General features: G+C 39.0%; 13 protein-coding genes. 9 read left to right on the top strand and 4 right to left on the bottom strand.

The window, feature by feature from the left end; all coding sequences use genetic code 11:
- Positions 1 to 222 precede the first annotated feature (222 nt).
- Positions 223 to 2,550, top strand: coding sequence for a hypothetical protein (locus JW841_04610; protein ID MBN1960206.1), 2,328 nt, complete (start codon positions 223 to 225; stop codon positions 2,548 to 2,550).
- Positions 2,551 to 2,626: 76 nt separating this feature from the next.
- Here the strand turns inward: JW841_04610 and JW841_04605 are convergent, their stop codons facing one another.
- Both JW841_04605 and JW841_04600 read right to left on the bottom strand, forming a co-directional pair.
- Positions 2,627 to 2,845 carry a hypothetical protein gene (locus tag JW841_04605; GenBank protein ID MBN1960205.1) on the bottom strand — a complete coding sequence of 73 codons (219 nt, stop codon included), beginning with the start codon at positions 2,843 to 2,845 and terminating at the stop codon, positions 2,627 to 2,629.
- Positions 2,846 to 2,990: 145 nt separating this feature from the next.
- Entirely contained in the window at positions 2,991 to 4,178 is a 1,188-nt protein-coding gene (locus JW841_04600; protein ID MBN1960204.1) for an ATP-binding protein, read from the bottom strand.
- 216 nt (positions 4,179 to 4,394) lie between these two features.
- Between JW841_04600 and JW841_04595 the strand changes: the two genes are divergently transcribed.
- The 8 genes from JW841_04595 to JW841_04560 all read left to right on the top strand — a co-directional run bounded on the left by JW841_04595 (position 4,395) and on the right by JW841_04560 (position 16,941).
- Positions 4,395 to 5,618: a DegT/DnrJ/EryC1/StrS family aminotransferase gene (locus JW841_04595; GenBank protein MBN1960203.1), complete on the top strand. Its 1,224-nt coding sequence runs from the start codon at positions 4,395 to 4,397 to the stop codon at positions 5,616 to 5,618.
- Positions 5,619 to 5,840: 222 nt separating this feature from the next.
- Positions 5,841 to 8,063, top strand: a complete 2,223-nt coding sequence (locus tag JW841_04590) for an OmpA family protein (GenBank protein MBN1960202.1) — start codon at positions 5,841 to 5,843, stop codon at positions 8,061 to 8,063.
- Positions 8,064 to 8,223: 160 nt separating this feature from the next.
- Positions 8,224 to 9,120 carry a hypothetical protein gene (locus JW841_04585; GenBank protein MBN1960201.1) on the top strand — a complete coding sequence of 299 codons (897 nt, stop codon included), beginning with the start codon at positions 8,224 to 8,226 and terminating at the stop codon, positions 9,118 to 9,120.
- A gap of 123 nt (positions 9,121 to 9,243) precedes the next feature.
- The gene (locus JW841_04580; GenBank protein MBN1960200.1) at positions 9,244 to 10,347 is read left to right on the top strand and encodes a tetratricopeptide repeat protein; all 1,104 of its coding nucleotides are present in this window, start codon (positions 9,244 to 9,246) and stop codon (positions 10,345 to 10,347) included.
- A 63-nt stretch (positions 10,348 to 10,410) separates the two neighbouring features.
- Positions 10,411 to 11,757, top strand: coding sequence for a hypothetical protein (locus tag JW841_04575; GenBank protein ID MBN1960199.1), 1,347 nt, complete (start codon positions 10,411 to 10,413; stop codon positions 11,755 to 11,757).
- 42 nt (positions 11,758 to 11,799) lie between these two features.
- Positions 11,800 to 12,750: a hypothetical protein gene (locus JW841_04570; GenBank protein ID MBN1960198.1), complete on the top strand. Its 951-nt coding sequence runs from the start codon at positions 11,800 to 11,802 to the stop codon at positions 12,748 to 12,750.
- Positions 12,751 to 12,772: 22 nt separating this feature from the next.
- Complete coding sequence (locus JW841_04565) at positions 12,773 to 15,814, top strand: hypothetical protein (protein MBN1960197.1); 3,042 nt, start codon at positions 12,773 to 12,775, stop codon at positions 15,812 to 15,814.
- A complete protein-coding gene (locus JW841_04560; GenBank protein MBN1960196.1) occupies positions 15,811 to 16,941 on the top strand; it encodes a hypothetical protein in 1,131 nt (376 codons plus the stop codon). Before JW841_04565 ends, JW841_04560 begins: the two co-directional genes overlap by 4 nt.
- Before the next feature lie 47 nt (positions 16,942 to 16,988).
- On the opposite strand, the gene JW841_04555 is transcribed toward JW841_04560, so the two are convergent.
- Together JW841_04555 and JW841_04550 are read right to left on the bottom strand one after the other, a co-directional pair.
- Positions 16,989 to 17,777, bottom strand: a complete 789-nt coding sequence (locus JW841_04555) for a hypothetical protein (GenBank protein MBN1960195.1) — start codon at positions 17,775 to 17,777, stop codon at positions 16,989 to 16,991.
- A 160-nt stretch (positions 17,778 to 17,937) separates the two neighbouring features.
- The gene (locus JW841_04550; protein ID MBN1960194.1) at positions 17,938 to 18,258 is read right to left on the bottom strand and encodes a PilZ domain-containing protein; all 321 of its coding nucleotides are present in this window, start codon (positions 18,256 to 18,258) and stop codon (positions 17,938 to 17,940) included.
- Positions 18,259 to 18,477 lie beyond the last annotated feature (219 nt).

Below are 18,477 nucleotides of genomic sequence, written 5' to 3'. Positions count from 1 at the left end.
TGATATTGTTAACGCCAGTTAACGACATAACCTGACTGTAGTCAAAACTTGCAAAGGTTAATTAAATCGCCATGGTAGCGGGTATGATAAAAATGATCGTGAAAAACTCCGATCGGTAATAGTTTTATTCATATATTCAGTAACATTTTCTCATTAATGCCGAAAATAATCACTACGTAGTAATACATCAAAATTTACGTTTATTTTAAGGTAATTAATTTTATGGCACCGATACAACAGGCTGATAAAAAACAATTTTTTAAAATGTATGTGCCACCAACTGATGTGTTAAAGACATCTATTCCAGCAAGCGTTGGCGATGCTGATAATCAAACAGTTCAAAATACGACTGTTGATAAAGTTGATAAAGTTTTTACAGGTGTTTCAGGTGTATCTACAGAACCACCCCAGCTTAAACTAGCCAACAACGAACTAAATAGTTTTCAAATTTATCGCGGGGAGACAACTAGCAGTTCACCTAAAGTTATTAAATTAGACAATTGTGAATATAATCAAAATATATTTAAAAATCTTGCCGGTACTGAGTGTCCTGATGAGATAATTTATTTAGAGACTGTGGGTGATTTAAAATATTTGGCCAGAGAAAAAGATGTTATTTATTTAGATATTTATGATTTAGATAAATTAAACATTGATAAACGATCAATAAGTGATGGTACTATTAGCGCTGCTGATGCAAAACTAAAATATAATTATTCATTAAATACTGATGCCAACGATAAAAGGGTGAACTTAGCTCATATTGGTCCTTGTGTATTGTTGCGGATAGCAAATACTGCTAAAGATGTTGCACCTTATGTTCGGCCAGTTATTAATACTAGCTTTAGAGTAATCCGAGAGACTAGTTATACTTTGGTTGAAAATCCAGGAACAGCTAGTGCTGCAACCAATGTTCGTTGGGCGATAATTGGTAGTGCTGCAGCTTTAATATCGCTTGCCGTTGTTGCGGGTATTACGATTTATACACTATATGAATGGGATCGCACTCTTGACGAAGCAGCAGCATTTCAGGCTGAATTTCATCAGCGCAATCTCAAATTGTGGCAAGAACATATACGCCAAAGGAATATAGAGCGGGCGCAAAATCAAGAACCTGATCAAAATGAAATTGAGACTAGCAATCCAGTGATAACAGCAGAGCCTGCAATTACAACTACTACGCCTCATACTCCTCCTGAGCATATTGAAAGACGTATTAGTATTACCGATGCTCGCCCTACTGAAAGTACAACCCAAAGTGGTGTTGAGATAGTAGATTTTCCTATAGAAAAAAAGGCTAATGATGATGATCCATACAAACTGCCGTGGGAATTACCTGATGACGATTTTCAACTATTTCCTAAGCAACCAAAAGTGTTTCCTGATAATGATTTTCAAGTAACTCTTCAAGAATTATCCAACCCAACACCTGAAGACCCAACACCAGCACAACCAACACCAGAGCAACCATCTCCAACACCAGATGGAGGATCCGAAGATTCCCCAGAGGCAACATTTGAAATATCTTTAGATGCTCCTCAAGAGATAGCAAAAAGTAGTTCTGAAACAATTTATACAGTTACAGAGGCAGATGTTGATAATTTTATTGCAGACCTTCAAATTGCCCATTTAAACTTGCCTATTGATAATGAGTTACGTGAAATTATTCGTAATATATTACGACGCCATGGCACTTATCAAGAACTAAGAAATAACCTAATTTTAAAATTAATTGATACTTACAGTATAATACCAGGAGTGCCCGCAGAAACTTCTGGGCCAATTACTTCTACACCACAAGCAGGTGACTACCAAACTCTTAACGATACTGATAATATTTTAGCCAAGCTTAGGAAAAGTGGTCGAGATGATGAAGAAATTATCACAACAATGGCGCAGTTTATTTCAGAAACACTTCAGGCAGAAGGAAAATTAGTATCAGAAAACGCAGAACAAACAATAATAAATCAATATGATGCGTATGCCCGGATAAAAAATACTTTAGGATATCTTCCTGATGCTATTCCACATGGTACAGCAACTTTAGAAACAAGGGTCCATGATTTAGATTTAACAAAATCAGAACTTTTGACTGAAATACAAAATTATACCAGTCAAGGTCTCTCTCTTAAAGAAGCTTTACTTAAAATTGGTCTTACCAACGCACTGCTGATTAGATTACAAAAATCTATTGATAAATTTCAGAGAATCCTTAATGAAACTGAAAATGATTTAGCTGAACTGAAATTTATTATGGACATGGTTGAAGTGCTTAATTTTTTGAGATACGCAGTATATTGTGCCTTGCATACGATTAAAGATAATAGGGGAAGACGTATCAAACCTCCTCTTGAAGAATTAATTAAAGAAATGATTCGAGAAATGCTAAAAGCAGGTATTCCCATTCATACAATGCGTCGCCCTATTGAAAGCTGCATTACTCAGGAATTTCCTAATGCAAAAGAAGAACGCATTCAGAAAGCACTTAAGAAGGGAGTAAAAGAACTGATACCTGATGAAGAGGATACCTTTTTTCATGACCTTTTTTGATTATGGATATAATAAGCAAATTAAGCGCAGTGTAACGATATGTATTTTAAATAGAATAAAATTGATTTTAATTGTATTAAGCCGCAGCATGAGCAGCAGTAATTTTACTAAGATCGAGCATCAATGAGCTATAATGTTTGCTATTAATCGCTTCATTATGAGAAACATTATATTTAATGGCCTGAGCAGACGATAGATTTTGTCTCTGCGGCAGAAATAATAATAGCCCAGGTTTTTGTGATATGAGTGCTGTATTCACTTCAATTTGGTTATTATTTTTAATTGCTCTAGCCATAACCAATCACCTTATTTCGCTTGCCTTTACTAACAACCATATTTTCGTCCAATTTTGCAAAAAGTTGCTTGGTAAAAAAATGGGTGAAATTTAATAATGAAAGGCAAATAAAAACAGGTGGTTATAATTATAATTGGTAAAAAGATTACAGCATCAACCAAGGAATAACATCGATTCCTTTATAATTCATTCGTTTACTGCCGCCATATAGTATCGCTGCTTGCTTGTTTTGGTTTTTGGCGAGATTAATCCAATATGTTAAATTATTAATGAAACTTTCATTAAAAGTTTCACTAGATTTTATTTCAAATGGTAACAGAAAATTTGCCTGTTCTATCAACATATCTATTTCGTGACCCGAAGAATCGCGCCAAAAAAATAAGTTGGGCTCAAGTTTTTGATTATATGCGGACTTTATAAATTCAGCTATACAGAAATTTTCAAAAATAGCGCCTCGATAAGGAGATATACGCAAATCCTCAGGGTCTTTGATACGTAAAAGATAGCATAATAGGCCACAATCAAAAAAATATAACTTTGGACTTTTAATGAGTCGTTTTGAGAAATTTTGATGATGAGGCATAAGTCGAAAAATTATGAAACTACTTTCAAGCAATGAAAGCCAACGCGCGGCGGTTGTATGCGATATTCCACAATCAGCTCCCAAAGAAGATAAATTGAGTAATTGTCCCGCCCGCCCAGCGCATAATTTTACAAAACGAATGAATGATTCAGTATCGCCAACATTAATCAAATCTCTGACATCTCGTTGAATATATGTTTGAAAATAATCAGCTAACCACTCATGTGGATTAAGATGTTTGTCGTGAATGCGTGGATAAAAGCCAGTTGTCATTATATTAAAAAGATCTTGGTTGGACGAAAGTGTTTTATTGTTAAATAAACGTTGAGTCGTTAATATTGGGTGGTTGGTAAGCTCTCTTTTACAAAATGGTAATAAATGCAAAATACTTGAGCGTCCGGCTAATGATTGAGATATGCCATGTAGTAATAAAAAATTTTGTGAGCCCGATAAAATAAAACGACCGGGCATATCATCAGTATCTACTATAGTTTGAATATATGAAAATAGATGGGGAACGCGTTGGGCTTCATCAATAATTACTTGGTTAAAAAAACGCGACAGAAAGCCACGTGGGTCCTTGAGTGCATAAGCTCTTTCATCAGGTTCTTCTAAAGACACATAGTCGTAATGTGGGAAGGTATGTTTTAGTAAAGTAGTTTTTCCGGACTGACGTGGGCCAGTTAGGGTAATTACAGGATTCTTGGCGGCTACTTCTTTAAGTTTTGGCGCTAGATGGCGTGTTATCATGGTTACTGCGACCTTGCCGATTGAATATTAAATATTCAATTTACATACAACAGAAATAATAAAAAGGCAAAATCTCATTAGTGGCCGTTTAAAAAAATGATTTAGCAGCTTTGGTGTTACCACGCCGGCCTAAATCATCACTCACTCCAAGCGCTAGACGCTAAAACAGTATTAGCATATACAGCCATTACGGTAATTATTAAGCGAGTACGATAAATGACGGTAACTCAAGTTGCTTTATTTGACCCCAAACGCTCGTATGCCAAGCTGCAAAGTGAACTCGAAGATGCGGCTTTGCGAGTGCTTAAAAGTGGTCGTTACATTATGGGCGCCGAGGTTGAAAATTTTGAAGAAGAGTGTGTTACCTATCTTAAGGTAAAACATGCAATCGGCGTATCTAGTGGCACTGATGCTCTAATTATGGCGTTAATGGCGCTTGGTATTGGGCCAGGTGACGAAGTAATTGTTCCAACTTATACTTTTTTTGCTACGGCTGGTTCGGTTGCACGCATAGGGGCAATCCCAGTATTTGTCGATAGTTGCCCATGCTGTTTCAATATTTCTCCAAGTGGCATAGCTGAGAAGATAACTAAAAAGACCAAGGCAATCATTCCGGTTCATTTATTTGGTCAAGCTGCAGAGATGGCAACAATAATGGAACTAGCTGAAAAACACGGTATACCGGTTATTGAAGATGCTTGTCAGGCTATTGGTGCCGAATATCGAGGGCAGCGTGTGGGCAGCATTGGCAAAATTGGTTGTTTTTCATTTTTTCCGGCTAAAAACTTAGGTGCCTTTGGCGATGCCGGCTTAGTGACTACTAATGATGATGCATTAGCTATTAAACTAAAGGCGTTACGTTCTCATGGTGAAGTAGTAAGGTATGATCATCAAATGATCGGTGGCAATTTTCGCATTGATGCTCTGCAATGCGCTTTATTGAATGTAAAGTTGAAATATCTTGATGAAAGTACAGTAAATCGCCAGAAAAATGCTGCTCTATATCAAGAGCTATTGACTTTTGGGCAAGTGGCCAAGCCAAATATTCATGGTACATCGTGTGGCGATGCATGCGCAGCAAAACCGTTAGACGCGATTCAATTAAATAAAAGTGATAATACTAAGTTGCCGGTTTTATTACCGTTAGCGATGCAAAGTCGTCATGTATTTAATCAATATGTTATTCGTGTACCTCATCGCCGCGATGCGTTACAACAACACTTAGCAAAAAAAAATATTGCCACCGCAATATATTATCCAGCCGCCTTACATGCGCAAAAAGCTTTTAGTTATCTTGGGCATAGCGTAAATAATTTTCCTGTTGCATACGCGTGTTCACAAGATAGCTTAGCTTTACCTGTATGGCCGGAGCTTACATCCGCAGAGGTTTCTTACGTTGCTAATCACATAATAAATTTTTTTAAAGAACAAGTAATTTGACTTTTACTTTACCGCTATAAATAACCTTTGCTATTTTATAAAATTACATACCCAAACAAGACGATAGTGTGCATAATGCCAAGAGCGTGGTACCCTTAATTAATGTGCTGTTTTTTTTTAAGCCGTTTTTCTTTATTGGAGTATTGCAATCTTGATTAGCGGGCTTTTAAATGGCGTTTTCTATATAGGATACAGTAACATTATGTGGATAGAGGAGAGTCTATGCGTTGGCAACTAATAAGCGTTGTATTAGTTATGTTTGCTGCGCCCGTCTTGGCACAAACTACTACTGAAGCCAAGCCAACCATAAATGTTCAGTTGTTCCATCCGGCTGCTGGTGGCAACGATTTTGTTACAGTACAGTCTGCAGAAGTTAACCCTCATTTAAAATTGAATGTTGGTTTAAATGCCAACTACGCCCGCAATCCTTTATCAATTCAAGTTCTCAAGAGCGACAATTCTACTGATGAATTAGGGATCGTTATAAAAAATCGCATAGACGCGAATCTTATCGCTAGTTTAGGTTTATTTGATATTGCTGATATTGGTTTAGTTATGCCGTTTGTTTCACAAGGTGGTTTTGAAGAAAAAAAAATATCTGCCGAAAATGTAAATCTTGGCAAAGCACCTAAATCATTTACTCAAGGCGACTTGCGTATACTACCTCGCGCGCGCGTATTGCGTCTTGAAGATGGTCTGCTTTCAGTCGCAGTGGTTGCCGCGGTTGTTGTACCTACCGCGCAAAAGGCGCCGTATTCTAGTGAGCGTAATGTAGTTATTACTCCAGGTATCGCTGTATCGACTATAGCTGGTTCTTTTCGCGCCGCATTAAATGTTGGTTATAGCGTTCGTGATAAGACCAAGTTGCAAACTTTAGTAATTGACGATGAGCTCAATGCAAAAATAGCCCTTGGGTATAATCTTAATAACAATCCAGCTATGCCAATAGAATTAGTGGCTGAGGCTTTTGCTGTTTCTCCTGCAAAAGATCCCTTGATACTTACTAAAAAAGGGCAAAAACGTGAGTTATTTAAAGCCTCCACCAGTGCTGAGGCCGATGTTAGTCTTAATATTGCTTTAACTTCTCATATCACGGTTAATTTTGGTGCTGGTGCTGGTATCTTTCCTGGATACGGCGCGCCATTACCACGAATTTTTGCAGGTATTAATTATTACACCGGCAATCGTCGTTTTCGTGATGCTGATGGTGATGGTGTGCCTGATGAAGCTGATCAATGTGTTGAAATTCCTGGGCCAGAAGCTAATAACGGTTGCCCAACCGACAGCGATGAAGATGGTGTTGCTGACGAAGACGATGAATGCCCAAGCGAAGTTGGGCCACAAGAGAATCGTGGTTGCCCAGTAGTTGATCGTGATAAAGACGGCGTTGCTGATAAGGTTGATAAGTGTATCGACCAACCTGGTCCGGCAGAAAATCAAGGTTGCCCAGATATCGATACTGATGTTGATGGTATTCCTGATCGTCTTGATAAGTGTAAATTTGCGGCTGAAGATCCCGATAGTTTTGCCGACGAAGATGGCTGTCCCGAAATTGAGAATGACAGTGATGGTATCCCTGATCTAAATGACATCTGCCCCAATAAACCTGAAGATTATGATGGTTTTAAAGACGATGATGGTTGCCCTGATAATGACAACGATGCTGATGGTATCCCCGATTGGCAAGATAAATGTATAGATAAAGCTGAAGATTACAACGGTATTGCCGATGAAGATGGCTGCCCTGAGAAGCAGAAGTTTGTGCCGCTGGTTACCGTAACCGAAGAGAAGATTGAGTTAAAAGAAAAGATCTTCTTTAAAGCTAATAGCTCAGTCATTCTGTCAAAGAGCTTTATGCTTTTAGATCAAATTGTTGCTGTTCTTAAAGGCCACAAAAACATTGCAAAAGTACGTATTGAGGGCCACACTGATTCAGCGGGTAACAATAAACGTAACTTAAGATTAAGTCGTGATCGTGCTGATAGTGTACGTAACTACCTAATAAAGAAGGGTGTAACGCCCAAACGGGTTGTATCAGAAGGCTTTGGTGAAGATAAGCCCATTGCATCTAATAAAACTGCCAAAGGCAGAGAGATGAACCGCCGAGTTGAGTTTGTCTTAGTTGAACATACTCCTGTTGGTGGCGATGTGACGGTTGTGGCGCCTAAAGCAGTAATTCCAGTATCTAAGCCTGCTGAGCCTCTACCTCCAGCAGCAGCACCTAGTGCTGAAGAAGAAAAACCACTTTTTGAAATTGGACCAGATACAGCCGAACCTGATCTTATGCCAATGCCAGAGTCAAAACCTGCGGTAAGTAAAGATAAACCTGGCAAGGATAAAGCCAAAACTAAGAGCAAGCACAAGGCCAAAGGTAAAACCAAGAGTAAAGGCAAGGGTAAAAAGAAACCAGCTTCTAAAGAACCGCAAATTGATTTTGATTTTTAAATTTTTTGAGTAATTTACGCAAATTATGAAAGTATAATCCCCTCTAATCGTTGTTTTATTTTGGCCGATTATCAAGCTTCCATAATTAACCTAAATCAGCTAGATCTGTGTATGTATAGTAAAAGGTAAAGCGCACTAAGAGTAATTAAGGAGCTATTAAATGACTACAACCGGCGGAATTCCTAATAGCAAAGTAGATTATACCAATAATCCGCCTATTAATACTGGTGATGTAAATGGGCCAGCCACAGCTGGTGCAACGCCACCTCCAACTACAGATGATGCTGATGTGGGCGATGGCTATGATACAGAAAAACCCAAAACATTGCCGCAAGCTAGCAGTTCTCAACCTGAGCCAGGCTCAGATGAAGAAGAAATCTACCAAAAGGTAATCTATCCTGGCGCTTGGCCGTGCAATAGTGCCACCAAAGATGCAAATGCAAAGTGGCAAAAAAATCAACCAGGCTATCTTGATACTGTTGCTGCAGCTCAAATTTTAATGGATGACCCCAGCCCTGAGGCTATTGAAGCATTTATGGCGAAATTTTTAAGTCTACCCATACCGCCAAATGGCAACATTATGGAGTCTTTGCTGCAGGTCATTAAAGATACAATTGTTGATGCTAATGAAGATAAACGCTACCGACTTATGAAACTTAATAATTTCAATAAAATAGCTGACGCATTATCGCAACAGCTAAAAGTAGCTAACGATGCCAATCAAAAATTAACTTTAGATGAAAAAGGCAAAAAAGGTGACGACCTTGCTGATTGCCGTGTTCCTTATACCGCGCGTACTTATAGTACTAGAGACGTTGGCGCTGATGGCCAAGCAGTATTATTATCAGAAGAAACTGAACATTGTAGTCGCTCTTCGTTAGGTGCAAAAACCAAAGATATTGAACGCCAACAAGAAGAAGTGCGCAACAATCGTCAAATGGAACAAACAGCATTTCAAGCTATTGATCAACGAGTCAATCAGCTTTATCAAATCGCGGCTGGCGTATCAAAGACCATGAATGAAATGCGCAGCCAGGGCGCTAAAAATATGCTGTAATTAGCGACGCACGTTAACAAAAAAACTTAAGCCAAGTTTTATAAATATTGCGGCATTTTATTGTCATTTGCATTAGCTCGTTTTGATGCTAGCTTGCTGATAAATAATTACTGTGAGGCGACCATGAGCGATACCGATTTGGGATTTGATTTAAGTTTTGTCAAAGATATTCCCGATGAAGAATATGAACAAATGATTGCAGCGATTCAAAAAGGTGCCGAGACACCTGCTGAAGTTTTTGGTTTAGATAATGCAGCATTAAATAATATCGAGCGTATAGCTATTGCTCTATATCGCGGGCAAAAATATTCCCAAGCTGCTGCAGTTTATCTATTTATATTGCGTATGAGCCCTAAACGCTCAAGCGCTTGGCGCGGTTTAGGGGCGTGTACATATTCGCAAAAGAATCTACATGCCGCACTTTTAGCTTACACATCTGCAGTAACATTCAACCCTGATGATGTTATCGCTATGGTATATTTAGGCGAAGTTCATTGCGAGTTAGGGCAGCATGATCTTGGGGTTGAAGCACTTAAAACTGCTGATGCTATTGGTGGCAAAGATCCCAAATATAAACGATTTTTAATGCGGGCTCGGGCGATTATCGCTGCCAATGGTAATATACCTAAGCAGGTCATTTTATCGCCTAAAGCTTATAAAAAGGCACAAGCCGAAGTTGTTGCTGCTGGCATTGAGCCTGAGAAGTATGAATATAACGCAGAAGAACAGCTTACTATAAAACAGATGCGCAAGCATCCTCAGTTGGCGCCGTTAATCAAAGATCTTGATAAGCTTCGTAATGCAAGTCGCATTGATCTTGCTGAAATCGCAGGTTTTAATAAAAATGAACTTGATGGTGCTTATGCGGCGGCAGTTAAATTATTAGAAACTGGGCAAATCGTTGAGTCGTTAAACTTAACTGGCCACTTATTATTAATTCATCCCTACCAGCCACGTTATTATCAATTGGCGGCCATTGGGTTTCAACGATTAAAACAGTATGAAGTTGCACTTGAATATTATGATTTGACCCTTGCGTTAGATAAAGAAGATGCTCGCTCAATGGTATTTAGTGGTGAATGTCATATTTATTGCGGTCGTATTGATAAAGGTCTGCAAGATATTCGCCAAGGTTTAAAGGTGGCTGAAGCCATTCCTAAACATAAAGATATGGTAAAACATGCAAAAATTTTATTGCAAAAATTTGATCGCAAAACAACAGCCTAACAGCCCAAAAATGCCCTATCTGTGTATGTATATAAAGCATAGTTAGTACCGGAGGAATTTTTCATGACTAGAACCAGCGGATTTGGTCAAACCAATCAACCTACTATAACTCCACCAATTACGACTTATAGCGATGGTCAGCAACTACAACAACCCGGTTCGTCGACTACTCCTAAAACCGGCGATAAAACTCCTAAATATGATCCTACGGTTCTTGATTTATTAGGATTAAAACTCGACGAATCAGGCATTCCGGTTTTTAAAGAAACTATAAATATTAATTCTGCCCAAGCAAGTTCAGCTCAAACAGCAGGTTCAACCCAAAAAGCTGGGGATACTCAAAGAGTTGATAAACCATCTGACGTTCAAAAAGCTATGGGTGATGTATCAGGATTAGACGAAGTTGCCCCACCAGCTTTAAATCTTGATGTAGATCTCTCAGAAGGTGCTGAAAGTTTTGTGGCACAACTTGCCGAAGCCTTAGATGAAGTTATGATTGAAAGTTATGATGCTGATGGCAAACCTATCTATAAAGATCTTATGTCGATGTCATCAGAAGACTTACTTGCGGCCTTTATGAAATTAAATTTATTAAATGCGGATAATACCCCAGAAGTATTAAATAATCTTGCTAAATTAGCTAAAGACCGAGCATTGGCGGCAATTGAAAAAGAAAAGGCCAAATTTAAAGAACAAGAAGCGAAGTTAGCAGAAGCTGCAAATAAAGCAAAAGACCATGGGTCATCAAAAATAGTCAATGTAATTTCAGCAGTAGTGCAAACAGTGGTTGCTGTTGTAGCAGCATTTATTCGTGGTGGCCCCTATGCTGCCATAGCTGCCGCTGTGGTTATTGTTGGTACATTTTTGGTAACCTTGTTAATTACTGGTGATCTTAATGCAGCCTTAAAATTAATGTCGGTAGCTGCAGCTATAGTTATAGCGGTATGTTTATGTTGTCCTGCAGGAGCTGCTGGTGGGACAGGTGGCGTGGCGGTATCATCTGGCAGTGTGGTGGCAAGTAGCACGACATCAGGGGCATTAACCGCAACTACAACAACCACAACTTTGGCTGGTGGAACCATAACTACCACCACTAGCACTTCTTTTACTGGTTTAGGTCAATTAGTTATTGGAAGCTCTACTGCTATAGTTTCGGCAGCACCATATGTAACCGAAGCCTATGAAAATATGGCGTATGCCGAAGCTGTGGCCGCTGCTGAATCAGCAGGTGCTGAAGCTAAAAAATTCGCAATGCAAGTTGATGCAGCAATGTCTGATCGCAAAGAATTACAAGAACTGATGAAGCTATTAACTGAAAATCGCGGGGAGATGATTAATGCGGTATTAAAAATGCTTGGTAATATTCAAGCAAGTAATATGAAACTACAAACGATTTCGCAGACCCGTTAACAATAACTAGGTTTAAGTTATTATTTTGAGTAGAGGGCGATTATGACAACCTTTAATCCCATAAGTTATTCTTCTGATAATACTTGGATGATTTTGCAAAATGCCAACGATCAGTATCAAATAATGACTGACGAAGATGGTCCTGGCGGTACTCCAGGTATTACCAGCGGGGTTTTAACTGAAGCCGAGCTTAATGCTATTTTAATGCAAATGAATGGCGGCCAAGGGGTTGGCTTCACTTTAGTTGATGGGGTGCAAGTACCTACTGATGGTTATACTGGGCCTTCTGCAATTAACCTTAATAGTCTTATTTATGAGTCTTTAGGGCATGAGGTTCCTGATATTAATGGACCTATCGCTTTAGATGATGATGTCAAAGAAGTTCTTAATCAAATTGCCACCAATGTTTCTTTGCAAGATGCAGCATTAATGTTTGCGGCTTTTATGATTATGGCCAAAGCCGCGACTCGTGATATTTCTGATGCGCGCGAGGGTCGTATCGCAGCGCAAGAACATAAGCAAGCTATGCAACAAAATCAAATTCAAGCAACTAAAGATAAAATTGCGCATCTCTTAGAAGAAGCTCGTGATAATCTTGCTACAGCATGGATAATTGCGGCGGTATCTTTTATAGGTGGTTGTGCAGGTGCTGGCATAGGGCAAGCGGCTGGTGCTATTGAAAATACAGTTTTGAAGACTATTACATCGATTAGTGCTGCAGGTGTGCAAGCTTGTAGCACTCAGCTCGGTAACATCGCAGGCGCTTATAGAAACGTGGCAAATTTAGAAGAAAAAGGTGCAAAAGGCAAAGCTAACAAAAAAGAAATCGAAGAGAAATATTTTGAAATGATGGTATCAATTCAAGATGAAGCAATTGAAGATAAGAAAAGCACTGAAGACGCAGCTCGCGAAGTGCTAAAATCAGGTTTAAAAATAATTAATGATCACTATGACCAACAAACTCAAATAGCTAGCAAGATTTTCCAAGAATAGCTATTAAATTATAAGAGGTTTAATGGCATCCGAAGACCTCAGTATTAAGAGTGGTAAAACATCTAGTAGCGAACACGCTGCGCCTACTACAGATCCGCGCGAAAAAGAAAAAAGGGCACGAGAAGCTGCCCTTGAAAAAATACGCAGTCGTTTTAAGCAAAGATACGGTGAAGCTAGTGACGAAGCCGCTTTGCTTAAACTTATTTTGCAGCGTAAAGAAAAGGTAGCAAAAGCACAGCGTATAAATATTACTAAAGCTGAAAATGCGGCAGCTACTGCCAAAACCACAGTAAAATTAAAAAAAGATCAAGCTCAAGAACAAATAAAAAAGACCACCGGTAATGATGAAACTCGTGGTGCTGATGGCTTGGGTAATAAAGCTCGCGCTGAAGTGCGTGGTGACCCCAAAGCGCGGGTATATTTGCCGCCAATTGATACAGCGATAAATAACAACATACTTAGTGAAGCACTCGATAGTATGCTTGCTAGTATGCTACAAGAAAATGCGCCAATTGATGTTAAGGCATATGCTAAAACTTTAAAAGAAGTACCGCCCACCCAAATAAAAGATGCAAATGCTGCAACTGCATCAAGTTTAAACCATAACTCAACAACCGCAAAAGCAACTGCGGCTTTTCACTCGTTACCAAATCAACCAGGCTCGCCAGCAGCAAAACAACCGCAATCGCAAAAGGCATCTCCATCGCTAGCGAGCTTTGGTTTACGTCCACAGCGTTCAGCCTTAATGCCATTATCACGCAGTTCTCAATCTCCCAACGATTCAAAGCAACGCTCAGACACTAATGCAAATAGTTCGCTAATTCGTAATGCTGGCGGGGGTTTGACCACCAACTATGGCGAAGGTGTGCATTTTAATTGGGAGGCGTTTTTTATCAATTTTATGATGGAATGTGCCAAAGATGATGGCGCTATACGTATACTTATGAACGAGATGCGCACTCGTGCAGCAAATAACAATATATTAGCGCGACAAGCAGATATTGAATTTACCAAGCGAAAACATGAGTTTGATAAATACAAAGCCTATATGGAGCTTGGCGAATCTTTAGTTGATTTGGCCAAAGCTGTTACCAAAGCGGTAGCAGAAGAAAAAGCTAATCTACCAACTAAGATGAAAGCTGATTTAAATGATATGTTAACCAAGCCTAAAAAGTTATTAGGCCCTGATAATAAACCCATTCTCGATAAGAATGGTAAGCCCAAGTATGGTAATAAAACGCTGGCTGAGATTGCGGGCACCAAAAAACTTGTTAATGATGAGATTCCAGGTGAAAGTCCACGCACTTTACTAACTAAAGCTGAACTAGCTGATTTGCGCAAACAACTTAAAGATGAAAATAGTGAGTTAGTTAAAAACGGATTTACCGAAGCAGATTTAAATAAATATGAACAAACGCTTGAATCTTTTAAAACATATGCTTCAGATATTGAATGGAATACATTTCTTAATGAACAACGCAATTATAACCAACGACAGCTTAAAGAGCTTAAAGATGAAGAGAAAGGTATACAACAAAAAGAAAAAACCGTTGATAAGCAAAAGGTGCGCAGAGATCAATACCATTCTCTTTTAACAGCGAATAAATCAAAGTCGCCATTGGGTGATAATGAGCAAATGCAGCGTATAGCCTTTATGCGGCAGCCCTTGGTTACTAAAGATGAAGAATTAGCCAAAGAGATTGAACAACTACAAAATGAATTGAAGGCTTTCGATCCTAAATCTAAAAAAGACCAAATTCAATCCTTTATAATAAACCGAAAATTAGGACCCCTTAACACACAACGTCAACAAAATTTACAAAAGTTAGCTAGTTTTGATGATGAATTAGCAGCTTCTTTAGGGCGCTCATCAGAATTATCTAATATTACTGATTTTGACGATATCACGCAGCTTGAACAACACGCCAAACAAACTCAAAAATTAATAGATACACCCGAATGGCAACAAGCTAGTAAAACCACCCATACAAATGATGCTATTAAAAAGTGGGATGAAGAATCTCAGCAGCTTAAACAAGAATTAGATTGTTTAATAACTGAACGTCACATTGCCAAAAATAGCGACGGTACAGATAAAAAAGATACTGATAATAAACCGGTTGAAGGTAACACCCTTAGTGAAATTCTGGGGTTACAAAATTCTGATAGTGAGCAACGCTTGCTCTCAGATTATGAAATAAATGAATTGTATCAGCAAGTTGATGATCCTAATAGCAAATTATTTCAAAATGGAATTACCAAAGCAGATATTAGCGAGTATGAGGGACTATTAGCCGAATATCGCAAAACCGCAGGATCTTATAAATATAATGCGCAAATGCGCAATGAACAACATATTCTTGATAATAATATAGAGCAATTTGAAAATAAAAAAACCCAAAATGATAAAAAAATGAAGCAAGCGCAAGCTGCAGAAACTGAGTTTGCTGGTTTGCAGCGATTTACCCCAGGGCCACTAGCAGAGACACCAGCTTTATCTGTTAAGAGTAATCCAGATGAAGTGATACGATTGAAAAAGCTACGCTCAGAATACCTGCAAAGAGATGATAACTATGAAAAGATGATATCAGAAGCTAAGTCAAAAAATATAGATTACCAAAACATAATGACAGCGCGTGCTAATAATCTCCGCAATTTGGCATATTTTGATCAACAATTAGCAGAGGCAATGGGTAAATCTGTTGATTATAAAGTTGAAGTAAAAAAACATTGTGGTGATGGTGCAATACCCCAAGGTGATACGCAAGCAGATATTGATAAACTAATAGAACGCAAAAAAGCTGGCGAGTCGATAATAGGTTCTCTCTTTTGGACGATGTTTGGTCGTGGGGTTAGTGATACATTACCAAAAAGTATGAGACAGGCTGCTGAAAAAATGGAAGAGATAATGCGTAATGTGGCGCTAGAAGCTAGTCAACGGATTAAGGCGAGCACCGAAGAAAATCGCAAACGTATGGATCAAAGCGCTCGCCGTATCGCTGCTGAAACACGAGGCATGATCAACCAACTTATTTACACTTTAGCTTTAGCTCGTAACGTATGATTAAAAACAATCCTGAAGCAGCGAAAAATTTTGCGCAAAATAGCATGTATTATGATGCTCGGGTTGATGCTGGTCTTAAAGTATTAGCCAAGGCATGCAAACAATCAACTAATACTGAAGTACAACGCCTGCGCCGCATGCGTGAATTATTTGGCGGTAAATATCAATATCCTAATGTTGAAGAACTAAAAAAATACCAAGGGCATTTGCCATTACCGGTTATATTCGAGTTTATTCTGGGCCTGGCCGCAGGCAAGCTACGCGGCTATGGTTATCGAACGGTTGGTTGCAATAAAAGTCCTGAGCTTACTCATAGTCAGTGGCTAGCTTTATTGCTTCAGGGCGCAGCAAAGTTATTGTTAGAAAATAATGGACAACCAAAAGATGTAAAAACTTTGGGTGAGTTGGCGCGACTAAGTTATCCACGTCCCGAAGAGCTTGCTAATTATGAGCAGAATGTAACTATGATGTTGGTGGGCTTAGTGCCAAAAGCCGAGCATGCTCGTTTGCAGGTTTTTTTTAATCCACGCATGGGTGATCCTACTGGATACGACCGTCAACTTGACGCTATGTTACGTTGTGTTGAATGTGACCCCCCTAATTTTGCTCGTCATATGTATGATTATGTCTATCAGGATGGCGTAAGTTTATATGGAGTAGGAGTTGAGTTTGATCCGCAAGCACCACCACGTACTTTAATTTATTTCTTGTTCGATCGTGCTCAAACAGCCGATATGATAAATGGTTTAAGTAGATTATTCACTTTTGCGGGTGCTGCCGGTGAACAAGAAATACAACGAGCTACCACTAGCCTTGATACAGCAATAAGTACACTTGGTGAAAAATTTATAAAATCGCAAATCGAATTAGCAATTATTCTGCAACAAGAAAAACTTCCGCAGCTAAAGTATAGTGTAATGTTACACGAAAGAGATACTTTGACAGCTTTAACACGCATTGTACAATCGCAACATTGTTCTATGCGCGAAATTAAAGATTTAGTTAAAGCGGTTAGCCGTCGTACCACTAAAGCTGTCGTGATTTCTGAAGCCATACATTCAGTAGCACTGCAACTTTTTGCAGATAAACCAGCCCGTATTGATATTACTTGTAACGTGCCTCTTTAATTTTAAAGAGGGGTTATGGTACCGTTTTTTTGCTTTGCTTACTTAAACTAATTCCGACCTGCGGCAGCAATGCAAAACGGTTCACTAGCTGAGAGTGTAATTTGGGCAAGACAAATATTGCTAGTACCGCTTTGAGAACAAATGCCACTAGCACACTCATTATTGTTGGTGCATACGCTGCTATTTACTAATTTATCTTCACAATAACCATCGCTTGAACATTTATAAGCGTCTTTACAGGGCATGGTGCTGTCACAAGGATCGTCTAAATCAGCGTTAGCGATGCAATAGTTGTCAGCACTGCAATGAAATCCGGTAGCGCATTGGGCATCAGCATCTTCGCATGATTCACCAGCAGCAATTGTCTTTGCAACTTGGCAAGTACCTCTAGTAGTAGATGATGCTATATGAATTACACATTGTAATCCTTGACTTTGTTTGCAATCGGTATTTTTACTGCAAGTATCATCAGCATCACCGGTGCCGTCAAAAAGCAGATCGCAAGTTTTAGTATAATTATCAATTTCTAATTTTGATAATTTAGCGTCAGCATAGGCAGTGGCAACTTTGCTGATACAATCCTCGGCTTTACTGCTGTTATATATTTTATTGGTTAGCAAGCTTTCTTCGCATACATCTTGTCGTTCTTTAATACATGTATCTTCATCGGCTACAGCGCAAGCGGTTAAAACCTCAGCACCACATTCTGCTTGGGCGCGACCTGTACAGTAAGTAATAGCATTGGGGTATTTTGGTTGCGGATCTTCTTCGGTTGTTCCGCAATTTATTAAAAAGAGAGCGGTGATAATTAAAACTTTGTGAGTGTTAGCAATCATGTTTTTTCTTTCATGAAAAATGTGTCTAAAGTTGATATATTGCTTTTTATCGCAATATAGGTTCAGACGGCCAGAAACAGGCCATATTCATTAAAAATAGTGTTTATTTAGAGGGGGTTAAAGAATCGATAGAATTGTTATATTGAGCTAAGTAATTAGCCTAAAAATCCTCAAACTGCAAACCCAGACCCTCGCACCGATGCTCATAATGAATTCCACGCCAACGTACAGTCGCAACGGTAAGTTGTTGGTCATCACTTTCGTTAAAAAGTAATACCACCAGGTCGCCAATTTGTGGTTGGTACGGTAAAAAAATGGGCTCGCGAGTGTCACTTTTGCGATCTAATGCAAAGAAAACGCCGTATTCGTTTTGATCCCGTACAGTGCCAGCTAATAATCTGCCATTACGTCGACATTCTGCAGGGCGTTGTACTAAATGTCTAAGCGCTAAGCGTCTATCAGCTTGAGCAATCGCTAACATGTCGCGCCTCCATTTAAATTACATCAGCAATCTTAATGTATGCTGTACTTAAGACAATGCAACCTATGTCTCTACATTAGAGACACGATAGAATAGCGCTAAATACACTAGTTAGCAACAAAAAAGATATTTCTGTTACTGATACGGTATATGTCCGCAGTATAAGCACGGGTAAATGTCCGCGATCAACATGGGCAAGGTGTAGTAGTTTGTCATGGA

The sequence above is a fragment of the Deltaproteobacteria bacterium genome (assembly GCA_016931625.1).
In the GTDB taxonomy this organism is placed as follows: Bacteria; Myxococcota; XYA12-FULL-58-9; order XYA12-FULL-58-9; family JAFGEK01; genus JAFGEK01.
The sequence above is the reverse complement of the archived record's forward strand: the minus strand, read 5'-3'. Positions and strand labels throughout refer to the sequence as shown.

Excerpts from the sequence above, each read along its gene's own strand:
- JW841_04560 (MBN1960196.1), top strand. The coding sequence starts at position 15,811 with ATGATTAAAAACAATCCTGAAGCAGCGAAAAATTTTGCGCAAAATAGC.
- JW841_04610 (MBN1960206.1), top strand. The coding sequence starts at position 223 with ATGGCACCGATACAACAGGCTGATAAAAAACAATTTTTTAAAATGTAT.
- JW841_04550 (MBN1960194.1), bottom strand. The coding sequence starts at position 18,258 with ATGTTAGCGATTGCTCAAGCTGATAGACGCTTAGCGCTTAGACATTTA.
- JW841_04565 (MBN1960197.1), top strand. The coding sequence starts at position 12,773 with ATGGCATCCGAAGACCTCAGTATTAAGAGTGGTAAAACATCTAGTAGC.
- JW841_04570 (MBN1960198.1), top strand. The coding sequence starts at position 11,800 with ATGACAACCTTTAATCCCATAAGTTATTCTTCTGATAATACTTGGATG.
- JW841_04600 (MBN1960204.1), bottom strand. The coding sequence starts at position 4,178 with ATGATAACACGCCATCTAGCGCCAAAACTTAAAGAAGTAGCCGCCAAG.
- JW841_04555 (MBN1960195.1), bottom strand. The coding sequence starts at position 17,777 with ATGATTGCTAACACTCACAAAGTTTTAATTATCACCGCTCTCTTTTTA.
- JW841_04575 (MBN1960199.1), top strand. The coding sequence starts at position 10,411 with ATGACTAGAACCAGCGGATTTGGTCAAACCAATCAACCTACTATAACT.
- JW841_04585 (MBN1960201.1), top strand. The coding sequence starts at position 8,224 with ATGACTACAACCGGCGGAATTCCTAATAGCAAAGTAGATTATACCAAT.
- JW841_04590 (MBN1960202.1), top strand. The coding sequence starts at position 5,841 with ATGCGTTGGCAACTAATAAGCGTTGTATTAGTTATGTTTGCTGCGCCC.
- JW841_04580 (MBN1960200.1), top strand. The coding sequence starts at position 9,244 with ATGAGCGATACCGATTTGGGATTTGATTTAAGTTTTGTCAAAGATATT.
- JW841_04605 (MBN1960205.1), bottom strand. The coding sequence starts at position 2,845 with ATGGCTAGAGCAATTAAAAATAATAACCAAATTGAAGTGAATACAGCA.
- JW841_04595 (MBN1960203.1), top strand. The coding sequence starts at position 4,395 with ATGACGGTAACTCAAGTTGCTTTATTTGACCCCAAACGCTCGTATGCC.